This window comes from Thiothrix subterranea, from assembly GCF_016772315.1.
GTDB lineage: Bacteria > Pseudomonadota > Gammaproteobacteria > Thiotrichales > Thiotrichaceae > Thiothrix > Thiothrix subterranea.
Genome location: NZ_CP053482.1, coordinates 3,454,213 through 3,476,222, shown reverse-complemented (window position 1 = coordinate 3,476,222; position 22,010 = coordinate 3,454,213). Strand labels below are relative to the sequence as shown.

18 protein-coding genes are annotated in these 22,010 nt (G+C 54.3%); 2 read left to right on the top strand and 16 right to left on the bottom strand.

From position 1 onward, the window contains the following. Window positions 1–35 precede the first annotated feature (35 nt). A complete protein-coding gene (locus HMY34_RS17155; protein WP_202716651.1) occupies window positions 36–974 on the top strand; it encodes a chromate resistance protein ChrB domain-containing protein in 939 nt (312 codons plus the stop codon). Further along, a complete protein-coding gene (chrA, locus tag HMY34_RS17150) occupies window positions 971–2,317 on the top strand; it encodes a chromate efflux transporter (protein WP_202716650.1) in 1,347 nt (448 codons plus the stop codon). The genes HMY34_RS17155 and chrA overlap by 4 nt, the downstream gene beginning before the upstream one ends. An 81-nt stretch (window positions 2,318–2,398) precedes the next feature. Here chrA and HMY34_RS17145 read toward each other — a convergent pair whose 3' ends face one another. From HMY34_RS17145 to HMY34_RS17070, 16 genes are all read right to left on the bottom strand, one after another. Continuing rightward, complete coding sequence (locus HMY34_RS17145; RefSeq protein WP_202716649.1) at window positions 2,399–2,836, bottom strand: hypothetical protein; 438 nt, start codon at window positions 2,834–2,836, stop codon at window positions 2,399–2,401. After that, window positions 2,823–6,059, bottom strand: coding sequence for an efflux RND transporter permease subunit (locus HMY34_RS17140; RefSeq protein ID WP_202716648.1), 3,237 nt, complete (start codon window positions 6,057–6,059; stop codon window positions 2,823–2,825). The genes HMY34_RS17145 and HMY34_RS17140 overlap by 14 nt, the downstream gene beginning before the upstream one ends. A gap of 9 nt (window positions 6,060–6,068) precedes the next feature. Further along, window positions 6,069–7,538, bottom strand: a complete 1,470-nt coding sequence (locus HMY34_RS17135) for an efflux RND transporter periplasmic adaptor subunit (protein WP_202716647.1) — start codon at window positions 7,536–7,538, stop codon at window positions 6,069–6,071. 51 nt (window positions 7,539–7,589) lie between these two features. Then, window positions 7,590–7,904 (bottom strand): hypothetical protein, encoded by a 315-nt coding sequence (locus HMY34_RS17130; RefSeq protein WP_202716646.1) that lies wholly within the window; start codon window positions 7,902–7,904, stop codon window positions 7,590–7,592. Window positions 7,905–8,179: 275 nt separating this feature from the next. Next, window positions 8,180–9,166 carry a GTP 3',8-cyclase MoaA gene (moaA, locus tag HMY34_RS17125; RefSeq protein WP_202716645.1) on the bottom strand — a complete coding sequence of 329 codons (987 nt, stop codon included), beginning with the start codon at window positions 9,164–9,166 and terminating at the stop codon, window positions 8,180–8,182. Window positions 9,167–9,182: 16 nt separating this feature from the next. Further along, the gene (locus HMY34_RS17120) at window positions 9,183–9,956 is read right to left on the bottom strand and encodes a peptidylprolyl isomerase (protein ID WP_202716644.1); all 774 of its coding nucleotides are present in this window, start codon (window positions 9,954–9,956) and stop codon (window positions 9,183–9,185) included. Between the two features lie 3 nt (window positions 9,957–9,959). Then, window positions 9,960–10,637: a respiratory nitrate reductase subunit gamma gene (gene narI, locus HMY34_RS17115; protein WP_202716643.1), complete on the bottom strand. Its 678-nt coding sequence runs from the start codon at window positions 10,635–10,637 to the stop codon at window positions 9,960–9,962. A gap of 1 nt (window position 10,638) precedes the next feature. After that, complete coding sequence (gene narJ, locus HMY34_RS17110; protein WP_202716642.1) at window positions 10,639–11,322, bottom strand: nitrate reductase molybdenum cofactor assembly chaperone; 684 nt, start codon at window positions 11,320–11,322, stop codon at window positions 10,639–10,641. After that, a complete protein-coding gene (narH, locus tag HMY34_RS17105; protein WP_202716641.1) occupies window positions 11,319–12,872 on the bottom strand; it encodes a nitrate reductase subunit beta in 1,554 nt (517 codons plus the stop codon). The genes narJ and narH overlap by 4 nt, the downstream gene beginning before the upstream one ends. Further along, a complete protein-coding gene (locus tag HMY34_RS17100; protein WP_202716640.1) occupies window positions 12,869–16,621 on the bottom strand; it encodes a nitrate reductase subunit alpha in 3,753 nt (1,250 codons plus the stop codon). Before HMY34_RS17100 ends, narH begins: the two co-directional genes overlap by 4 nt. Before the next feature lie 5 nt (window positions 16,622–16,626). Beyond that, a complete protein-coding gene (locus HMY34_RS17095) occupies window positions 16,627–17,019 on the bottom strand; it encodes a TusE/DsrC/DsvC family sulfur relay protein (RefSeq protein WP_202716639.1) in 393 nt (130 codons plus the stop codon). A 16-nt stretch (window positions 17,020–17,035) separates the two neighbouring features. Beyond that, window positions 17,036–18,643, bottom strand: a complete 1,608-nt coding sequence (locus HMY34_RS17090; RefSeq protein WP_202716638.1) for an MFS transporter — start codon at window positions 18,641–18,643, stop codon at window positions 17,036–17,038. Window positions 18,644–18,658: 15 nt separating this feature from the next. Continuing rightward, window positions 18,659–19,915 (bottom strand): MFS transporter, encoded by a 1,257-nt coding sequence (locus HMY34_RS17085; RefSeq protein WP_202716637.1) that lies wholly within the window; start codon window positions 19,913–19,915, stop codon window positions 18,659–18,661. A 392-nt stretch (window positions 19,916–20,307) separates the two neighbouring features. Continuing rightward, window positions 20,308–20,988: an HAD family hydrolase gene (locus HMY34_RS17080; protein WP_202716636.1), complete on the bottom strand. Its 681-nt coding sequence runs from the start codon at window positions 20,986–20,988 to the stop codon at window positions 20,308–20,310. A 173-nt stretch (window positions 20,989–21,161) separates the two neighbouring features. Beyond that, on the bottom strand, window positions 21,162–21,641 hold the full coding sequence (locus HMY34_RS17075; protein WP_202716635.1) for a PIN domain-containing protein: 480 nt from the start codon (window positions 21,639–21,641) through the stop codon (window positions 21,162–21,164). Then, window positions 21,626–21,964 carry a UPF0175 family protein gene (locus HMY34_RS17070; RefSeq protein WP_202716634.1) on the bottom strand — a complete coding sequence of 113 codons (339 nt, stop codon included), beginning with the start codon at window positions 21,962–21,964 and terminating at the stop codon, window positions 21,626–21,628. Before HMY34_RS17070 ends, HMY34_RS17075 begins: the two co-directional genes overlap by 16 nt. Between the last annotated feature and the right edge of the window lie 46 nt (window positions 21,965–22,010).

Here is a 22,010-nt window from a genome sequence, read left to right as displayed (position 1 = left end):
TATAACTTTATTGTAGAGCTTGCTACTATGATCAAATGAATTGGTTATTACTCATTATTTCCCTGCCCACCGAAAACGCCACGGCACGAATGCGCATCTGGCGGGCATTAAAAACCCTTGGTTGCGCCAGCCTGCGTGATGGCGTGTGGCTATTGCCCTCACGCCCTGATACCCATGCACGGTTTGATGGCATTGCCGAAGACACCCATAAATCAGGCGGCGAGGCGTGGGTGCTGGCACTGCAAGCCGATGCGCAACAAGCCGACAGTTTCCCCGCTTTGTTTGATCGCAGTGCCGAATACAGCGCGTGGCTGGATGACTTGGCGCAATTCGACCCGCTGGCAACCGATCTTGCTGCTACCCGCAAACAACTGAAAAATCTCAGCAAACGGCTCACCGCCATTACCGACACGGATTATTTCCCGCATCCGTTGCAAGTCACCGCACACGAACGCTTACACACCGCAGAAGCAGCATTGCACGGGCGGCTGACGTGTGCCGAACCCTCATTCCAGCAAGGTGAACCGGAACGGCTTACCCTTGCCGATTTCCAAGGCAAAACATGGGCAACCCGCCGCGATTTGTGGGTAGACCGCCTTGCCTCTGCATGGCTGATCCACCGTTTCATTGACCCGCAAGCGCAATTTCTGTGGTTGGGCGATACCGCCGTTTGCCCCACCGACGCGCTCGGTTTCGATTTTGACGGGGCGCGTTTTAGCCACATTGGACGCTACGTGACGTTTGAAACCTTGCTGCATAGCTTTGGGCTGGCTCAAGATATTGGGCTGCAACGCTTGGCGCATCTGGTGCATACGCTGGATGTGGGTGGCAATGCGCCGGAAGCCGCCGGGTTTGCGGTGCTGCTGAAAGGTTTGAAACACCGCTCCCCGAATGATGACGTGCTGCTGGCGGAAGGCGGGCAGCTCCTCGATGACCTTTATTGCGCTTTTTCCTTACAGGAGGATTCCCTTTGAGCGATAACCCACAGACTGCACCGCAAGCCCCAACCTTGGGTGAAGCGTTTTTCTACTGGCTGAAACTTGGCTTCATCAGCTTTGGTGGCCCGATGGGGCAAATTGCCCTGATGCACACCGATCTGGTGGAAAAGAAACGCTGGATTTCAGAACACCGTTTTTTACACGCGCTGAATTTCTGCATGATCTTGCCGGGGCCGGAAGCGATCCAGTTAGCGATTTACATTAGTTGGTTGATGCACGGGGTACTCGGTGCGGTCATGGCGGGAGTGTTGTTCTTTATGCCTGCGTTCTTGCTGCTATCGGTATTGGCGGGGGTGTATCTGGCATGGGGCGATGTGCCGCTGATGCAAGGTTTGTTCTATGGCATAAAACCCGCAGTGGTGGCGATTGTGCTGTTTGCTGCGTGGCGGATTGGCTCGAAGGCGCTGAAAAACAGCGTCCTATGGGGTATCGCCGCCGCCGCTTTTGTCGCTATCTTTGTGTTTGATGTGGGTTTCCCGTGGATTGTGTTGGCAGCCGCTTTGCTGGGTATCATTGGTGGCAAAGTCATGCCGGACAAGTTCAAAGGTGGTGGCGGGCATGGTGCATCGGATAAGCAATACGGCGCGGCGGTGATTGATGATCATACGCCAACGCCCGCACACGCCAAATTTTCGTGGGCAAAACTGGGTATCACTGTCGTCGCTTTTATCGGCATTTGGGCAGTTGCGATGTTCGCATTGAGTGGCAATCAAGCCTTGAGCGAGATGGGTAACTTCTTCACCAAAGCGGCATTCCTGACCATTGGCGGGGCGTATGCGGTGTTGCCTTACGTCTACCAAGGCGGTGTGGAGCAGTTCGGCTGGTTGACGGGTGCGCAAATGATGGATGGTTTGGCATTGGGTGAAACCACGCCGGGGCCGTTAATCATGGTGGTTACTTGGGTCGGCTATCTGGGCGGTGTGGCAAAAACAGTGGTAGCCAACCCGATTGCAGCAGGCTTTGCCGGGGCTGCCGTCGCCACCTTTTTCACGTTTTTACCGTCATTCCTGTTCATTCTTGCTGTGGGGCCAGTGGTGGAAAGCTCGCGTAATGACCTCAAATTTACCGCACCCTTGACGGGCGTGACCGCTGCGGTGGTGGGTGTGATTATGAATCTAGCGGTGTTTTTCGCGTGGCATACGTTCTGGCCTAAAGCGACAGATGCGACCCCGTTTGTTGCCCCGTTTGAATGGTTCGCCGTGGTGGTGGCAATAGGTGCATTCGTCGCGCTGTGGAAATACAAGGTAGATGTGATGAAAGTGATCGGCGTGTGTGCCGTATTGGGTTTGAGTTATACACTGGCTATGGGAGCAATGTGAGTATGGAACGTACTATTAAACCAGAATAACTCGGCTTGAAAGTGAGGGGCGGGTGTTGCTGATGCTTCACCCACCCAACGCTCATTGCTTGGCTTCATCTTTCGCTGGTGTTGCCGTTGCCGGAGCTTCTGTTTTCTGGAGCGGCGTGTAGCGTACTGTCATCGGCGCAGGCGTGACCGAAAGCACCACTTTCATATCCTCACTGGTTTTGAAATCGCCCGTGCCTTTCAGCAGGTTTTCCTCCGCTGGTTCGAGTTTCACCTCGGTTTTGGTTTCACCAGAAAGCACCGTAGCAGTGGCGGTCATTCCCGCGCTGGGCTGGGCTTCATTGGCGTGGTTCATCACGTACACAGTAATGTCTTTGTCCTTAATCACTAATTCAAGGTGGTGGGTATCGGTCATGCGGATTTGCCCATCGTGCGGGGATTTTTGGCTGTCGAGGAATTCATCGGTATGCGCCACGGCATAACCTGCAAATAGCAGTGATGCCGCCAGTAGGGTGGTTTTAAACAGTTTCATGGGAATCTCCTTGAGTGGATAACAATTGGTTCAACGGTTGCTCGCCCCAGCGGTAAAACAGTACCGGGGTGAGCAGGGTATCCAGCAGGGTGGAACTGACCAACCCGCCGAAAATGACTAATGCCACCGGATGCAAAATTTCCTTGCCCGGTTCGCCGCTGGCTAAGATCAGGGGCAACAACGCAAACGCTGCCACCAACGCGGTCATCAACACGGGTGTCAGGCGTTCCAGACTGCCGCGCACGATCATGGGGATGCCGAACGTTTCGCCTTCATGCTGTACCAGATGCTGGTAATGGCTGATTTTGAGGATGCCGTTGCGGGTTGAAATCCCCGCCAGCGTGATGAAGCCGACCAGACTTGCCACCGACAGCGTTTGCCCCGCCAGCCACAGCGCCACCACCCCACCAACCAATGCCAGCGGGATATTTCCCATGATGATGAGCGCCAACACGCTGGATTGGTAACGACTGTACAGCACCAGAAAAATCAGCGTCAGTGAGACCAGCGCCAGCATGGCAATGAGTTGGGTAGCTTCCTCTTGTGCTTGGAACTGCCCTTCGAGGCGGGTGAAATAGCCTTCGGGTAGCGGGAAATCGGCAAGTTCGGCACGGATGGCTTGCACCACACCTGCCATATCCGCACCATCAGCGGCATTGGCAGACAGCACAATGCGGCGGCGGCTGTTTTCGCGCACGATCTGGTTGGGGCCGCTGCTGTCTTCGATGCTGGCAATCTGCTGCAAGGGAATGTAACCGGAATGGGTTTCCACCAGCAGATTGCGCAAGCCATGAGCCGTGCGGTCAATGTCTTGCAAGCGGATCACCACGTCAGCCCGGCGGTTGTTGTCCAGCACTTGCGCGACGCTTGCGCCATTGGCAAGGGTTTCGAGAGCCTGGTTGATGCTGGCAGGGGTAACGCCGTATTGCTGCACTTTGTTGTAATCGACCCGTACCTGCAATTGCGGGATGCGCACCTGTTTTTCGAGTTGCAGATCAACCACGCCGGGAATCGCTGCCAAGCGGGTTTGCAGCGCCGTTGCCAAGCTGCGTAAGGTGTCAGTGTCATCACCAAACACTTTCAAGGCTATTTGCGCCCTGACTCCAGAAAGCAAATGGTCAAGGCGGTGCGAAATCGGTTGCCCGATATTGATGGCAGCCGGAATCACCGCCAATCGGCTGCGAATGTCCGCCAATACCCCGTCACGCCCACGTTCCGAAGGCTCCAGATCTACGTCAATTTCGCTGGAATGCACCCCTTCCGCGTGTTCGTCCAGTTCAGCGCGTCCGGTGCGCCTCCCGACCTGTTTCACCTCCGGCACTTGCAACAACAGGTTTTCTGCCAATGTGCCAATGCGGTTGGATTCGGTCAGGGAAATGCCCGGTTGCAACAGCAGGCTGACCGTCAACGTGCCTTCGTTGAACGCGGGCAGGAACGCACGGGGGAAAAAAGGGATGCTGGCGATGGCGAGCAATACCACGATCACGGCAGCACTGAGCAATAGCTTGACGTGGCGAAATGACCAGTGCAGCAGGCGGGTGTCGAGGCGTTTGAGGAGGTGGACTAGCGGGCTGTCGCCCGTACCCCTCACCCCTAGCCCCTCTCCCTCAGGGGGAGAGGGGAACAAGAGGGCAATTTTCTTAGCCCCTCGCCCCTTGAGGGAGAGGGGTTGGGGTGAGGGGTTCTTCAGCAAGTAATAGCACAACACCGGCGTCACCGTGACCGCCACCCCCAGACTTGCCAGTATCGACACAATGTAGGCAATGCCCAAGGGCGTAAACAGCCGCCCCTCAATCCCCGCCAGAAAGAACAGCGGCACGAACACCAGCACCACAATCAGCGTGGCATACACCACCCCGGAACGCACTTCCCGCGAAGCCGCCGCAATCACTTGCAAGGCAGGCAAGGGCTGTGGCAGCAAGGCATTCTGGCGCAGGCGGCGCAGCACGTTTTCCACATCGACCACCGCATCATCCACCAGTTCGCCCAAGGCAATCGCCAAACCGCCCAGCGTCATGGTATTGACCGACAAGCCAAACGCATGAAACACCAAACCTGCTGCCAGCAAGGATAGCGGGATGGCGGTCAGTGAAATCAGCGTGGTGCGCACATTCAGCAAGAACAAAAACAGCACAATCACCACCATGATAGCCCCGTCACGCAAGGCTTCTTCCACATTGCTGATGGCGCTTTCGATGAAGTTGGCTTGCTTGAACAGCAGGTTATCCGCCTTTACCCCGGCTGGCAGGTTGCGGTTGATCTCTGCCAAGGCGCTTTCTACTTCACGGGTGAGCTTGACCGTATCGACGCTGGGCTGCTTTTGCACCGACAGGATCACCGCCGGTTTGCCCATGAAACTGGCTTCCCCGCGTTTCACCCCAGCAGCAAATTCCACCTTCGCCACCTGTTGCAGCAGGATCGGCACGTTGTCGCGGTGTGCTACCACTAATTGCTGCATGTCTTCCAGCTTGGTGGTGCGCCCAATGTTGCGGATCAGGTATTCCTGCGACTGTGCTTCCAGAAAGCCGCCGCTGGTGTTGCTGGCAAAGCCGTGCAGCGCGGTTTGCAACTGGCTGATGCTGATATTGAGGCGTTCCATGTTTGCCACATCGGGGGTAATGCGGTACTGGCGCACTTCGCCGCCCATCGGAATCACTTGCGACACCCCCGGAATCCCCAGCAAGCGCGGGCGCACCACCCACTCCGCCAAATCCCGCACCTCCATCGGTGTAATCTTGCTCCCCTCTCCCCTTGAGGGAGAGGGGCTGGGGGTGAGGGGTTCTTCCGCCGTCATTGCCACCAGCAAAATCTCACCCATGATCGAACTGATCGGCGACATTTGCGGCACAACCCCGACAGGCAACTGGTTAGTGACAGCGCCCAGCCGTTCCGAGACTTGCTGGCGGTTACGGTAAATGTCCGTCCCCCAGCCAAATTCCACGTACACAATCGACAAGCCCACACCGGAGACGGAACGTACCCGTGTCACGCCTTCCAGCCCATTCATCGCCGTTTCCAGCGGGAAGGTGACTAGTTGTTCGACCTCTTCCGGGGCGATACCTTCGGCTTCGGTCATCAGGGTGACGGTGGGTTTATTGAGGTCGGGGAATACGTCCACGGGCAATTGCCGCAGGGTAAACAGCCCGTACAACATCAGCAGCAATGCCCCCATCAACACAAACAAGCGTTGTTTCAGGCTGGTCTGGATAATCGCGTTAAACATGGCAACCCCCTAGCGCACTTGCGACAGCAAGACCGCGCTGCTGGTGACGGCGCGGATACTGCTGTTCGGCAAGCCTTCGGTAATGATTACGGTATCGGCATCCAGCGTTTGCAGCTTGACGGTGTGGGGGGTGAAGCGTTCGGCGGCGGTTTTTACCCACACGGTTGGCTGTTGCTGGTTATTATTGACCACGCTGCTGGCGGGTAAGGGCGTGCCTTGAATGCTGGTGCGGGTTTGCACGGCGAGTTTGAGCGGTTGCCCGACGGTGAGAGTAGAAGAACCCCCCATCCCCAGCCCTTCCCCCGCAAGGGGTGAAGGGGGCAAGACCGTGAAGCGGAGGGGTAGTGCTTGGTTGCGCAGTTGTTGGCTGCTGCCGATGAAGTCCAGTGTCAGGGTTTGACCGTTGAGGGTGGTGGTTGCACCGGTGATTTGTGCTGCTACCGTTGCGTCGTAGGCGAGGGCTTCGACTTGTAGCTGTGCTGGGTCGATGATTTCAAACAGGACATCGCCTGCGTTGGCTTGTTGCCCTAACACTACCTTGGCACTGCTGATAATGCCGGACAGTGGGGCAAACAGCGGTTGTGGCTGTTGCGCAAGGTGGCTTTGCAGGGCTTTAAGGCGGGCGTTGAGGGTCTCGGCGGTGTTGCGGGCGGCATCCACTTCCATTTGTGGAATAACGCCTGCAATGCTAGTCAGGCGTGCGGCGTTTTTCTCTGCCAGTGCCAGTTCGGAGCGTACTTCAGCGATTTTGTCTTGCTGGTCGCCCTTGTCGGTATTGCTGGCGGCGGGTTCGAGGATGGCGAGGATTTGCCCTTTTTTGACCGTGCTGCCAATGCTGGGGAAGCCGTTTTCCGGTGCAAGTAACCGTCCGCTCAGCGGCGGTTGAATCACTGCGCTGGCGTTCGGGTCGGTCACGACTACGCCATTAAGGGTGACACGTTGGGCAACGGTTTGCGGTTTACTGGCCGTGGTGTGTAAGCCAAGAATTTGTTGGGACGCTTGCGGCATGAACACGCTGCCATCGGTCAAGCGGGTGGCTTGTGCTGTGCCATTGCTAAACGCCAGTTTGCCCACTAGCAAATCGTTGACACCCTTGGCTTGCACGGTTGCCAGCAATTCGCGTTTGTCCGCTTGTTGCAACCATGCTGCCTCTGTTTCACCTATGCCGTTGACATCGGTTTGCAGCAGCAGCTTTTGCCCCTTGCTTTCCAGCTCGATGTTGGCATTGGGAATCGGGGTGTTGTCGCGGAAATGGCTGGCATACAGGGTCAGTTTGCCGTCATGGAGTGCGCCGAGCAATTCCACGTCGGGCGATTGTAATTCCCAGCGTATGCCACTGTTATTGGGGGCAATAATGGGCGCAGGGGGCGCGTCATCGTGGCTGTGGTCTTCGCCACCGTGGGCAAATACAGCCAAGGGGAGGCTTGCCATACCCATGAGCAAGCAGCCGCTTAAGGCAGCAATCAAATAATTGTTCATCGTTATTCACCTAAAAAACCAAATACGCAGAAAAGGGATGCGGAAGGTTCTTTAGGCAATCGGTGGGCGATAGAGCACGTCAGTGCGTTCGGGCAAAGGCTGGAATGACAAAGCAGGCGGGATAAAACGGTTGGTTGGTGCAGCGGCTGGCATTTCCGGCAGGCTCAAGATAAATTGAGCGTGCTGGAGTTGGTCGCAATGGCAGGTATCAGCGGACACTTGCGCCGACTGCTGTGTTTGCATCTCAAGGCAGCAGTGATGGTCGGTGGCTTGCGGCGTTGGCACATGATGGCACACCATCGACGCTGACCAGACTGGCAGGGCAGCCATCAGCAAGATGAGGAATGTGACAATGTGCTTACGCATACGATTAGTAAATACCTGTATGATTTGGGTTCAAACATAGCAAAAGTCTCACGTATAGGCAAATGCCCCGTCCAGACATTACTCCGCCTCTAGCTGCAAGTACGTCTGATGCACATTGCGCCCGTGCAAGTCTTTGGAAAGTTTAGCGACATTTCCACGCCACCGATGGTGAGGGTTTTTTCATCGTCCTCAAAGGTTTCGCTGGCGTATTCCACCTTCAGGTCTTCGGGCTTGCCGCCAATCGCGCTGGAAAAAGGTAGCCATCATTTTATTGCCTACCCCCCCGTCATCGACATAAACCGCAACACCTGCGTTTGCGTTTGGTTGAAGTTATGCTCCAGCGGCTTCAGCCACAACGCCTTGCGGATCACTCCTTGCAACGCCACATCGCTAATCCCCGCCCGCAATAAAGGACGCAATGCCACGCTGTGTTCCTGCCCCAGACACAAATACAACGTGCCATCCACACCCAGCCGCACACGGTTACAGGTAGCACAAAAATGCTGCGAAATCGGCGTAATAAACCCAATCTTCAACCCCGTATCGCCAATGGTGTAATACTGTGCCGGGCCACCACCCTCCATAATCGACGGCAACAAATTGTAGTGTTCCGCCAACCGTGCCTTAACCGTTTGCAGGCTCAGGTAATACGAATCGCGGGCATTGCGTCCCGTTTCACCCATCGGCATGGTTTCGATAAAACGTAGGGTGAAACGGTGTTCCAGACAGAATTCCACCATATCCAGCACTTCGTCGTCGTTGATGCCCTGCATCACCACCATATTGATTTTGATCGGAGCAAATCCGGCAGCTTTGGCTGCCATCAAGCCTGTCATGACTTTATCCAACTTGCCTTTGGTAATGAGTTGAAAGCGTTTGGGTTGCAGGCTATCGAGACTGATATTGAGGCGGGAAACGCCTGCCTGCTTGAGTGCCACTGCCTCATGCGCAAGGCGGTTAGCATTGGTGCTTAAGGATAAATCGGTAATACCGGGTAATGCTGCCAGCCGCGTCGCCAGTTCAGGCAAGCCCTTGCGCACCAACGGTTCACCACCTGTCAAGCGCAACCGACTCACGCCCAAGGCGGCAAACGCTGCCGTGACCCGCTCGATTTCCTCGAAGCTCAGCCAATGATCCGGCACGGTATAATCGTTGAAGTGTTCGGGCATACAGTAAAAACACCGCAGGTCACAGCGATCCGTCACCGATACCCGCAAATAGCTAATTTCACGCCCAAACGGGTCAACCAATCCATTACCCATACACCACCACCCACCCTTACTGCACTAACGGCGAACCGGCGGCATTGAAGGCAATCCCCTCAACACCAATTTCTGCACCCAACACCTGCAAGTATTGGCTCAACGCCCGCCGCGTTACTTGCTCATGCAAATACTGACGGATGCGCGTTGCCACATGCTCATATTCCAACGGCTCGCCTTCCACGCGCTGATCGACGCGCACCAGATGGAAACCAAAGCGCGTTTCCACTGGCTGTTCGGCAAGTCCGACCGGCAAGCGCCATACTTGCCGCTCGAATTCCTCCACGGTTTGCCCTTTCGACAATTGCCCCAGACTGCCACCCTGCCCCGATGATGGGCAGGCAGAATATTGCTGGGCTAATGCCGTAAAGCTGTCCGCGTCAGCTTGCAACTGCCGCAGCAATTGCGTCGCCAGAATGCGCTGTTGGTCACGTTGCTGCACATCATCCGGTGCGGCGGGCAGCAAGATATGACTCACTGCCAGCAATACCGGTGTTTGAAAGCGTTGCCGATTGCTCTGAAAATAGTGAAGACACTGCGCCTCTGTTGGATCAGGCACTTGCAGCTCCCTTTCCAACAACAGGGCAGTGCGTTCTTCTTCACTAGCGGCTTCGATACCCAATTGTGCAGCACGCTGTTCCAGCAAGGTTTTCACCACCAAGCTGGTTGCCGCTGCTTGCCATGCTTCATCCAATTGTGCTGCCGGGTGGTATTGCAACTCTTCCGCAATCGCCTCCTCAGCCAGCACTTGCGCACCAACACGCACGGGGGTATACGTTCCAACTTCCATAAATTACCCCCGCGCCCGCACGATCTGATACTGACGATTCACGTATTGCACCGGCACGCTCCAGATATGCACCAAGCGCGTAAACGGGAACAACAGGAACACGGTCAATCCAAGGAAAATGTGCAGCTTAAAGATAAAGCCCACATCCGCCAGATGCGCCGCTGCACCGCCCTTGAAGAACACAATGGATTGCGCCCATTCCGCCAGTTTCAGCATATTGCTGCCATCCAGATGCCCCAAGGTCGGAATGATGGTCAGCAAACCCAACGTCACTTGCACCAGCAAAATACCAATCACCACCAAGTCCATCGTTGAGCCGGTAGCGCGTACCCGTGGATCATTCTTGCGGCGCATGAACAGCAAGAACGCGCCATACCAACAAGCCGCCCCCGCAATCCCACCGACCAGAATCGCCATCACCTGTTTAGTACCGGGTGACATAAACGGTTCATACAACCAATGCGGCATCAGCAAACCGACTAAATGCCCAAAGAAAATCACCAGAATGCCCACGTGGAACAAATTACTTGCCACCTGCATCCCAGATTTACTGAGCATCTGGCTAGAACCCGCACGCCACGTATATTGCGCTTGGTCATAACGCAGCCAGCTACCAATCAGAAACACTGCCCCCGCCACATACGGGTACAGCCCAAAGAAAAGTGAATCAAAGTAAGACATATCAGTTCTCCCGAAAATGCAGCGTGTGGGTTTGGTTGGTGGATTGGGTGGGTCGGCACGACGCGCCTTTGTCTTCCACAAAGGCGACCATTTCCTCTTCCCAGACCTTATCCATCGCAGCGGCGGTGTCATCGCGGGGTTCAGTTGCCACTTTACCGCGCAATTCCCCCATGTTCGGCTGGATGCCAATCATCGCCAGCAACGCATCAAACAACAGGTGGTAATGACTGCCGCGTTCCTGCAAACGTGCCGATAACAGCGCGAGAATGGGGTGAACATCCCCCAAGCCTTGCGCCGCTTCCGCTTCGCTGCGGGTGGCGAGGTATTCCAGATACAACGGGATGTAATCCGGCAATTCCTTGACGCTCAGTTCCAGCCCCGCATCGCGGTATTGCTGGAGCAAATCCACCATTGCCTGCCCACGATCCCGCGATTCGCCGTGAACGTGTTCAAACAGCAACAAAGACAGCGAACGCCCGCGATCAAACAGCGCCACGTAATCTTCCTGCGCATCCAGCAAATCGCCCGTACCCAGTTGCTGGATAAAAGCGGTCAGGGAATCGCGCAAGCTCTGCGGCAAACGGGTTTCTTCGCGCACTACGTCAATCAAAGCACTCCGCGCTTCGATCAGTTCCGCCGTGGGGTAATCCATTAAGCGTGCCAGTACGGCAAAAATCTTGATCATGGCTTGACCTCCTGCTTCACGAAGTCGATTTTCTGCACCATTGTCACGGTCTGCTTGCGCCCGCCGAACAGGTTGACCTCGTTATTCCCCGTGCTAGTGCCGCAACCGTCGCCGAAGCTGAAACCGCAGCCGCCGCGTTCGGGGAAGGCTTCGCGTGCCAGTTCGCGGTGACTGGTAGGAATCACGTAACGGTCTTCGTAATTGGCAATCGCGAGGTAACGGTACATTTCCTTGGCTTGCGCTTCCGACAAACCGACTTGTTCCAACGCACGGGTATCGTGGATGCCTTCCACGGTTTCCGCTCGCTTGTATTGGCGCATTGCCATCAGGCGTTTGAGTGCCAGTTTGACGGGTTCTTCATCGCCCGCAGTGAGCAAGTTGGCGAGGTAGCGCACCGGAATCCGCAAGCTGTCCACATCCGGCAATACGCCGTCGTAGCCGATCTTGCCCGCATCCGCCGCCGATTGAATCGGGGAGAGTGGCGGCACGTACCACACCATTGGCAAGGTACGGTATTCAGGGTGCAACGGCAGTGCCAGCTTCCAATCCATCGCGAGCTTCCACACGGGGGACTCTTGCGCGGCTTTCAGCACATTGTCAGGAATGCCGTCTTTCTTCGCCTGTTCAATCACTTTCGGGTCGAATGGGTCGAGGAATACTTCCAACTGCTTTTGGTACAAATCCTTTTCGTTAGGTGTACTGGCGGCGGACTCAATCTGATCCGCGTCATACAACAATACGCCAAGGTAACGGATGCGCCCCACGCAGGTTTCCGAACACACCGTCGGCATCCCCGCTTCAATGCGCGGGTAGCAGAAAATGCACTTCTCGGATTTACCGGACTTCCAGTTGTAGTAAATCTTTTTGTAAGGGCAACCACTCACGCACATGCGCCAGCCCCGGCATTTGTCCTGGTCGATCAACACAATGCCGTCTTCGTCACGCTTGTAAATCGCACCGCTGGGGCAAGACGCGACACACGCCGGATTCAAGCAGTGTTCGCACAAACGCGGCAGGGTAAACATAAAGGTGTTTTCAAATTCACCGTAAATGTCCGCCTGAATCTGGTCGAAGTTTTTGTCCTTGCGGCGTTTGGAAAATTCCGTGCCGAGGATTTCTTCCCAGTTTGGCCCCCATTCGATCTTGTCCATGCGCTGCCCAGAGATCAGCGAACGTGGGCGTGCCACTGGCTGATGCTTGCTATCGGGTGCGTTGTGCAAGTGTTGGTAATCGAAATCGAACGGCTCGTAATAGTCGTCAATCGCGGGCAAATCGGGGTTGGCAAAGATATTCGCCAATACCCGAAACCGCCCGCCAATGCGCGGCTCAATCTTGCCATCGGCACGGCGCAACCAGCCGCCTTTCCACTTGTCCTGATTCTCCCATTCTTTGGGATAACCAATACCGGGTTTGGTTTCGACGTTATTGAACCACGCATATTCCATGCCTTCGCGTGAAGTCCAGACGTTTTTGCAAGTAATCGAGCAGGTATGGCAGCCGATGCACTTGTCTAAATTCAGCACCATGCCGACTTGGGAACGGATTTTCATTTTACTGCCTCCTGAATCGTGTCATTACCTTCGCCGTCCAGCCAATCGACATTGGTCATCTTGCGCACAATGACGAATTCATCGCGGTTAGAGCCGACCGTACCGTAGTAGTTGAAGCCGTAAGCCTGTTGCGCGTAACCGCCGATCATGTGCGTCGGTTTCGGGCACACACGGGTAACAGAGTTGTGAATACCGCCGCGTTCGCCGGTAATGGCAGAACCGGGTACGTTCACAATGCGCTCTTGCGCGTGGTACATCATTACCATCCCCGGCATGACGCGCTGGCTGACCACTGCCCGCGCTGCGATTGCACCGTTGGCGTTGAACAGGTCGATCCAGTCGTTATCGACAATGCCCAGCTTTTTGGCATCATCCTCACTCATCCACACAATCGGCCCGCCGCGTGACAGCGTGAGCATCAGCAAATTGTCGGTGTAAGTAGAGTGGATGCCCCATTTTTGATGCGGGGTAATCCAGTTCAATGCCAGTTCGGGGTTGCCGTTGGACTTTTGGTTGAGCATCGGCTTGATGGTTTTGGTGTTGATCGGCGGGCGATACACCAACATGCTTTCGCCGAAATCACGCATCCAGTCATGGTCAAGGTAGAACTGTTGCCGCCCCGTCAAAGTGCGCCACGGAATCAGCTCGTGAACGTTCGTATAACCGGCGTTGTATGACACATGTTCATCTTCCAAACCCGACCACGTAGGGCTGGAAATGATTTTGCGCGGTTGCGCCACGATGTCGCGGAAGCGGATTTTCTCGTCTTCCTTGTTCAAGGCGAGATGGGTGTGGTCAATGCCGGTGATTTTCGACAAAGCTGCCCACGCTTTCACCGCCACTTGCCCGTTGGTTTCGGGGGCAAGTGAGAGGATCATTTCCGCCGCATCAATCGCACTGTTCAGGCACGGACGACCTTCATTCGTGCCGCTGGTGTGCTGATGGTTGAGTTTGCCGAGGAATGCGATTTCGGTTTCGGTATTCCAGCCAATGCCTTTGCCGCCGTTACCGAGCTTTTCCATCAAGGGGCCAATCGAGGTGAAGCGAGCGTAGGTTTCGGGGTAATTGCGTTCGACCGCAATCATGGCTGGGGCAGTTTTGCCCGGAATCAGGTCGCATTGGTCTTTTTTCCAATCCTTCACGCCGAAAGCTTGACCCAATTCGGCTGGCGCATCGTGCAACAGTGGCAGTGTCACCAAATCGGTTTCCACCCCCAAATGCCCGACGCATACCCGTGAGAATTCCTTGGCAATGCCCTTGTAGATTTCCCAGTCGCTCCGCGCTTCCCATGACGGATCGACGGCGGCGGTCAGCGGGTGAATGAACGGGTGCATATCAGAAGTGTTGAGGTCGTCCTTTTCGTACCAAGTTGCGGTTGGTAGCACGATGTCGGAATACAAGCAGGTGGTGGACATGCGGAAATCGAGTGTTACCAGCAAATCGAGTTTGCCTTCGGGCGCATCTGTATGCCACTTCACTTCTTGCGGTTTCACCCCGCCCATTTCACCAAGGTCTTTGCCTTGCACACCGTGTTTTGTGCCGAGCAAATACTTGAGCAAGTATTCATGCCCTTTGCCGGACGAACCCAGCAAATTGGAACGCCACACGAACAGGTTGCGCGGGAAGTTTTGCGCGTTATCGGGGTCTTCCGCCGCAAACGCGATCTTGCCGGATTTGAGGCTGGCAACGGTGTAATCCGCCGGACTCATGCCCGCATCTTTCGCGGCTTGGGCAATACGCAACGGATTAGTATTCAACTGCGGCGCGGAGGGCAACCAGCCCATGCGTTCTGCCCGCACGTTGTAGTCAATCAAGTTGCCGGACTGACGCTCTTTGTTCGCCAGCGGGGAAAGGATTTCCTTGATTTCGAGCTTTTCGTAACGCCATTGGCTGGAATGGTTGTAGAAGAACGATGTGCCATTCATTTGCCGTGGCGGACGTGACCAGTCCAGCCCAAACGCCAGCGGCAACCAGCCGGTTTGCGGACGCAGCTTTTCCTGCCCGACGTAATGCGCCCAGCCACCGCCGGATTGCCCGACGCAGCCGCACATGGCGAGCATATTGATCAAACCACGGTAGTTCATGTCCATGTGATACCAGTGATTCATGCCCGCGCCGACGATAATCATCGACTTGCCTTTGGTCTTGTCGGCGGTATCGCCGAATTCACGCGCAATGCGGATCACTTTGTCACGCGGCACACCCGTAATCGCTTCCTGCCACGCCGGAGTGTACGGCGCATTGGCATCATCGAAACCTTTGGCACTGTCATCATCGCCCAAGCCACGGCTGATACCGTAGTTGACCATGTTCAGGTCGTACACCGACACCAGCAAGCCTTCGCTACCATCCGCCAAGGTCACTTTGCGGGCAGGCAATTTATACTTGAGAATGTCTTTGAGGGTATTGCCTTGGAAATAATCGCTCGGTACACCGCCGAAATAAGGCAGTGCAACGTCTACCACTTCATCGTGACGCTCAACCAAGGACAATGACAGTTTGACATCTTCGTGGGTTTTGCCATCTTTCTGTTGCAAATTCCACTGCCCACTACCATCCCAGCGGTAGCCGATAGAACCATTCGGGGAAATGATTTCACCCGTGGCATCGTCAATTGCCACCGTTTTCCAATCCGGGTTTTGCTCTTCGCCCAAACCCGCTACGAAATCGCTGGCACGCGCAAAGCGTCCCGCTTGATAACTGCCATCGTCCCGCGCTTCCAGCAACACCAGATTCGGCCAGTCGGTGTAACGGCGCACGTAATCGGTGAAGTATTCGCTCGGCTTGTCAACGTGGAATTCTTTCAGAATGACGTGCCCGAACGCCATCGCCAATGCCGCATCTGTTCCCTGTTTCGGGTTCAGCCATTGGTCGGCATGTTTGGCAACTTCCGCGTAGTCCGGCGTAATCGCGACGGTTTTCGTGCCTTTGTAACGCACTTCGGTAAAGAAATGCGCGTCAGGAGTACGAGTCTGCGGAACGTTAGAACCCCACGCAATGATATAGCTGCTGTTGTACCAATCGGCAGATTCCGGCACGTCGGTTTGCTCGCCCCACACCATCGGTGACGCAGGCGGCAAGTCGCAATACCAATCGTAGAAGCTCAAACACACGCCACCAATCAGCGACAGGTAACGGCTACCCGCAGCATACGACACCATCGACATCGCCGGAATCGGTGAGAAACCAATCACGCGATCCGGGCCATATTGCTTAGCAGTGTACACATTCGCCGCTGCAATCAGTTCATTCACTTCATCCCAGTTGGAACGAACGAAACCACCCAAACCGCGCCGGGTTTTGTAGGATTTCGCCGTGGTTGGATTTTCAACGATGGATTCCCACGCCGTGACCGGATCAGGGGTTTTGGCTTTGGCTTCACGCCACAATTCCATTAACTGGCGGCGCATCAAGGGGTATTTGAGGCGGTTCGCGCTGTACATATACCACGAATAGCTTGCGCCACGCGGGCAACCACGCGGCTCATGATTCGGCAAATCCGGGCGGGTACGCGGGTAGTCGGTTTGCTGGGTTTCCCACGTCACCAAGCCGTTTTTCACGTAGATTTTCCAACTACATGAGCCTGTGCAGTTTACGCCGTGGGTGGAACGTACCACCTTGTCGTGTTGCCAGCGTTTGCGGTAGCCGTCTTCCCAGTCGCGGCTTTCCTCGGTCATCGCGCCATGCCCGTTGGAAAACGGCGTTTGGGTGTGTTTGAAAAAATTCAGGCGGTCAATAAAGTGGCTCATGGCAATCAATGCTCCCCTTTGGTTCTACGGATACCCGCCAAGCGATTGCCCTGCTTTTGCGGGCCGCCTTTAGGGAAAATTTCATGCAGGTAATGGTTGGTGGCGAACTCTTCACCCCACGCTTGTTTGAAGTGCTTGAGCATGTCACGCACCGGGGCTTGCACGCCGTGTTCCTGATGGTAGTTACGCAGGAACTCGATGATTTCCCAATGCTCCTCGGTCAGCACCAAGCCTTCACGTTCGGCGAGGGCTTCCACGAAACCTTCGCTCCAGTCATCCATGTTCTGGATGTAGCCTTCCTGATCGGTGAGAACTTGCTTGCCATCCACGTCCAACGCCAAGGTATAAATCGCGTAAGGATTGGTTTGCAGATTGTCGTCATACTGTTGAATTGCCATATTTGTAGCTCCTGTCTTACGGATTCTTAATGTCGCTGCCACTACGCAGATAAAACCACCAGTTCAAAATCAGGCACAGCGCGTAGAAAATCGCAAAGCCATACATCGCATTTTCCGGCGTACCCGCTTTCACTTGCGCCCCGATTACCACGGGCGCAATGAATGAACCGTAAGCCGCCACTGCTGAAGTCCAACCCAACACAGGGCCTGCTTGCAGACGGTCAAAAATCACCCCAACGGTGCGGAAGGTCGAGCCATTGCCCAAACCGGTGGCAGCAAACAGCAACACAAACGTCCACAAAAACGGCTGGAAGTAAATTTCGGGGGTAGCCGATTGATAAGCCTGCATCATGATGTAACCGGCATACGCCGACGCGCCTACCATCACCACCGAAATCACTTGCGTAACGATAGAGCCGCCTACTTTGTCAGAAATCCAACCACCGACCGGACGAATCAACGCACCTACGAAGGGGCCAATCCATGCGTAAGTAAACACCGAAATAGCGTTCGGATTTTTGGCATGTACCCACGCTTGCGTCGCTGCGTCAAACACATGGGTATTGCCAAAAATAACTTTGATCGCCAGTGGTAATGCCATTGAAAAACCGATGAAAGAGCCGAAAGTCAGCAGGTACAACACGGTCATTGACCAAGTATGCTTATTGCTGAAAATCGCGAATTGCTTGTTGATGCCCACCTTCATTTCACCAAAGGCAGTCACTTTCATAATCCCCAGCGTTGCCACAATGATCAGCGGCAGCGCTATCCACATATTCAACAAACCCAAACCCGTGGGCGCAGGCAAGTACAAATACAAGCCAACCGCCGTGGTGATGAACGCCAAGCCATACAGCCACAAAATTTTCACGAACGCCGCAAGCGTGCCGCCAATAGCTGGAGAAATCGGCAACAGGTTATTCATGCCAAAGAAGCCAAAAAACGCCAGCGGAATCAGGAATACCAGCCACACAAAGCCCGCGTTTTGCACCCACGTTTCTGTGCCTGCCAAAATTTTGCCAAGAATCCAACCGGAATCTTTCATCAAGGGCATGGAATCGCCACCCAATGCGCCAAACACGCCCATCGTCATCGCTAACGGGATGAGGATTTGCATGGTAGTCACACCAAAGTTACCCAAACCCGCGTTCAAACCCAGTGCCGTACCTTGCAAACGCTTGGGGAAAAACGTGCTGATATTCGACATGGAACACGCAAAGTTACCGCCACCAATCCCGGACAAAAACGCCAGAATCTGGAAGGTTAGCAGCGGGGTTTCCTTGTTTTGCAACGCAAACCCCGTGCCGATAGCCGGAATCATCAGCAGCGCGGTGGTCAGGAAAATGGTATTGCGCCCACCCGCCAAGCGGATAAAGAAAGAAGCCGGAATCCGCAGGGTCGCGCCTGCCAAACCGGCAATTGCCGTCAAGGTAAACAACTCTTCGTCTTTAAACGGAAAGCCCAGATTGGACATCTGTACGGTGATAATCCCCCACATCAGCCAGATGGCGAAACCCATCAGCAGGCTGGGGATCGAAATCCACAAATTGCGGTTGGCAATCTTCTTGCCGGTGCTTTCCCAGAACGTGGTGTCTTCCACGTCCCAATTTTTAATATCAGTCATCAGGTATTCCTCGCGTTAAACGGTTGTGGTGAGGGACTTTGCGTGTAAATCGGCATGAACCGGGCGAACTTCGGTGAAATACATCCACATCAGCGACACCCACACCACCCCGAACATCAGCATGAAGGCGGAAGAGCGAATACCGGTGAGATCCACCAATGCGCCAAACATAATCGGCATCAGGAAACCACCCAAACCGCCCGCCAAGCCCACTACGCCGGATACCACGCCAATGTTGTCGGGGTAGTCGTCCGAGATGTACTTGAAAACCGAGGCTTTACCGATGGCGAACACCACGCCGAGGGTAAACAGGATGATGGTGAAGACGGTCGGGGTCAGCCCGAAGTGAAAGGTTTTCGCCCCATTCAAGGTTTGAATCGTAATGTCACTTTGCGGGTAAGACAGGAAGAATAAGCACACCAGTGAAACCCACAATACCCACCAAGTCATGGTGTGTGCGCCGAGTTTGTCGGAGAAGTAGCCGCCAACTGCCCGCAATAAGCCGCCGGGAATACTGAAAGCGGCTGCCAAGAACGCGGCGGTTTTCAGGTCGAAACCGTATTCGCTGACATAATATTTGGTCATCCACAAGGCCAGTGCCACGTAGCCGCCAAACACGATGGAATAATATTGGCTGTAACGCCACACCTTGGGGTCTTTGAACGCCGCCAGTTGTTCCCGCACCGTGACCGATTTTCCGACCTTGTGGCTCGGTTCGCTAAAGGTGAAAAACCAGAACACAATCGCCGTGACCAGCATCAACACGGCGTAGACTTTGGGTACCATTGTCCAGCCATACCCCACCACAATAATGGGCGCGAGTAATTTGGTGACTGCCGCGCCGGTGTTGCCTGCACCGAAAATACCCATCGCCAAACCTTGACGTTCCTTCGGGAACCAGCGGGCACAATAAGCGATACCGACCGTGAATGAACCACCCGCTACGCCGACAAACAAGCCAGTTACGAGGAAATGCCAGAATTGGGTTGCCTGCGAAATCATCCAAATCGGAAATATGGTGGACAACATCAGGATGAAAAACACGATGCGCCCACCGAATTTATCCGTCCACATCCCTAGCGGCACGCGAATCAACGAACCGGTGAGTACCGGTGTTGCGATCAAAATCCCGAACTGGGTTTCGTTCAAACCCAAGGTTGCCTTGATAGGAATCCCGATGACGGCAAACATCATCCAGATCATGAAGCACACGGTAAAAGCCAGCGTACTCATGATGACGACCGACCATGCCTTGTATTGCTGCGTTGCCATAATTCACCTCGTAACAAAACCGTAAGTGGTTTCAAGGTGATTCTATGCCGATGAATTCCTTATTCTAGTGGGGGTAATAGGCGAAAAGAGGAGCGAAGTACCACTTTGGTGGTAGGGGTGGCATTGCGTAACCTATTGTTTTATAAGATTGTGATTTTAGGATAGAGGATGGGAATGGACGGTGGTAGCGTAAAGGTGGTACGCCTTTTTAGCTGCCGATCGCCAACCAATTAGGAGGGAATTGGAAGTGATTAACGTGTTAGGTACATAAGTTTATGACGTAGACTACCCATTAATTGCGCACCCGAGCGTCTTTGTTGTTCCGGGGTCGTTTGTAGCCCTAACTACGACCGTCCCTTGTAACGTTTGCCATAAGGCGTTGTTAGCTATGTTTAGAGTTTGGTGCATAGCTCTAACAGGCTGTTAAAACTCTTCAGTGCATCTGGATGCTCAGCGCCGCCAACCAATATGCAGTCAATACCGGCGCTCTTTGCACCACCCAAGTCTCTTCTCGGTGAATCACCAACCACAATGGCTTCTGAATTAGCAATTCCGAGCTGATCCAACACAAGCTCAAAGGGTTTTGGTGATGGTTTTACCATGCCATGATCGGAGGAAAAAGAGGTGGCGGAAAACAGACCTGAGATACCCGCACGCTCGAACTCATTTAACCATGCTGTTTTTGGTGCCCAGATGTCTATGACGGCAGCCAACGTAAATCGCTGCCGCAATTGATGGAGCGCTGCGGCGTATTCTTTGGGGATGTAACCGAGTTCATGGAAGGTAAAGGTATCGATAATTTTAGTTATTTCATTCCCGTCCAATATTTCGCTGGCAACTTTGCGCACTGCACTTTCCAGAGAAGGGAAACTATGCCGGTAGTTTTCATCGGGGTAGCGGGCGTCCAAGTATTTATATACTGCCCGCACGATTTCATTAATTTTATCTTGAGGGAGTGCCCCGCCGATTTTGAAATAGTGAACCGAGAAGTCTTCGGATGCACTGAATCTGTCCTCACCAAACATGAACGTGCTGTTCATATCAAGCAGTAGTGCCTTTTTCCCTGCAAACACGATAGAACTCCCTTCTGTGAACAGCTAACGTAAACTAGGCGACCTAATGTCGCAGTTAAAAACGACATCCTGTCGCATACCTCCGACCAGATGCCAACGATTTCAAGCGATTGTAACGAGTCATCCCGTTTGTTGCAACCTAAACGGAAGGGGTAGGTAGCCGGACGGGAATACTATTCATCCCGAATCTGTCGCAAAATTTTCAGGGAAACCCGATAACCAGCCAGCCTTACGGTTTCAACTGCTTGCTCCGCGCTATCGAGTAAACCTTGCTGCTCGGCAATAGCCAGCAAACGCACCAAACCGATAAACGTCAGTCCTAATTTCGCTGCTTGCCGACGCGCTAACTGGTCATCCACGATCAGCAGGGAATGTTCATGTTGAATTGCCAGACAAATGGCTTCTTTTTCTCCATCGCCCAAGCTGCGGGGCAAAACCATAGAGGAGATGGCATCACTGGGAATGACGTGCAATTGTTGGCTATCAATCGCTTGCTGGATGCGCTCGCTATCTTCACCAGACTTTGCCAGACATTCCCGCTGCACGGCTTCCGGTATCAATACTGTGCCAAACAGTTTTTCTAACAGGTGTAAACCATCCAGTTTTGCCAAAGCAAGCAATGGCCCAGCATCAGCAATTACGACTTGAGCCATGCACTCACATCCTTCGCTTCTTGGGCAACAGTTTCATCGGCTTTGACGATTTCGATGTCGAGGCTATCAAGGTGCTGGATGAAATCCACAAGGGGTAAACCACTGAGTTTGGCAGCAGCACCCAACGACAACACACCGTCACGGAATAAGACGGAAGCCAACGCAGGGCGCAATGCCAGCATGGTATCACCCAAAGTCGATTCCAGATGCAGCAAAACAGAATCGGGTTGATTGCCTTTGAGGATGAGTACTGGCTCATTGCGTGCATGGCGCAAGGCGGCAGAAGGGTTCTTTTTCAGGTCGCGGACATTGGTGGCGTACATAAGTTGCACCTCGTTAAATGGTGTGCTTAGTGTAGTCCACATTGTA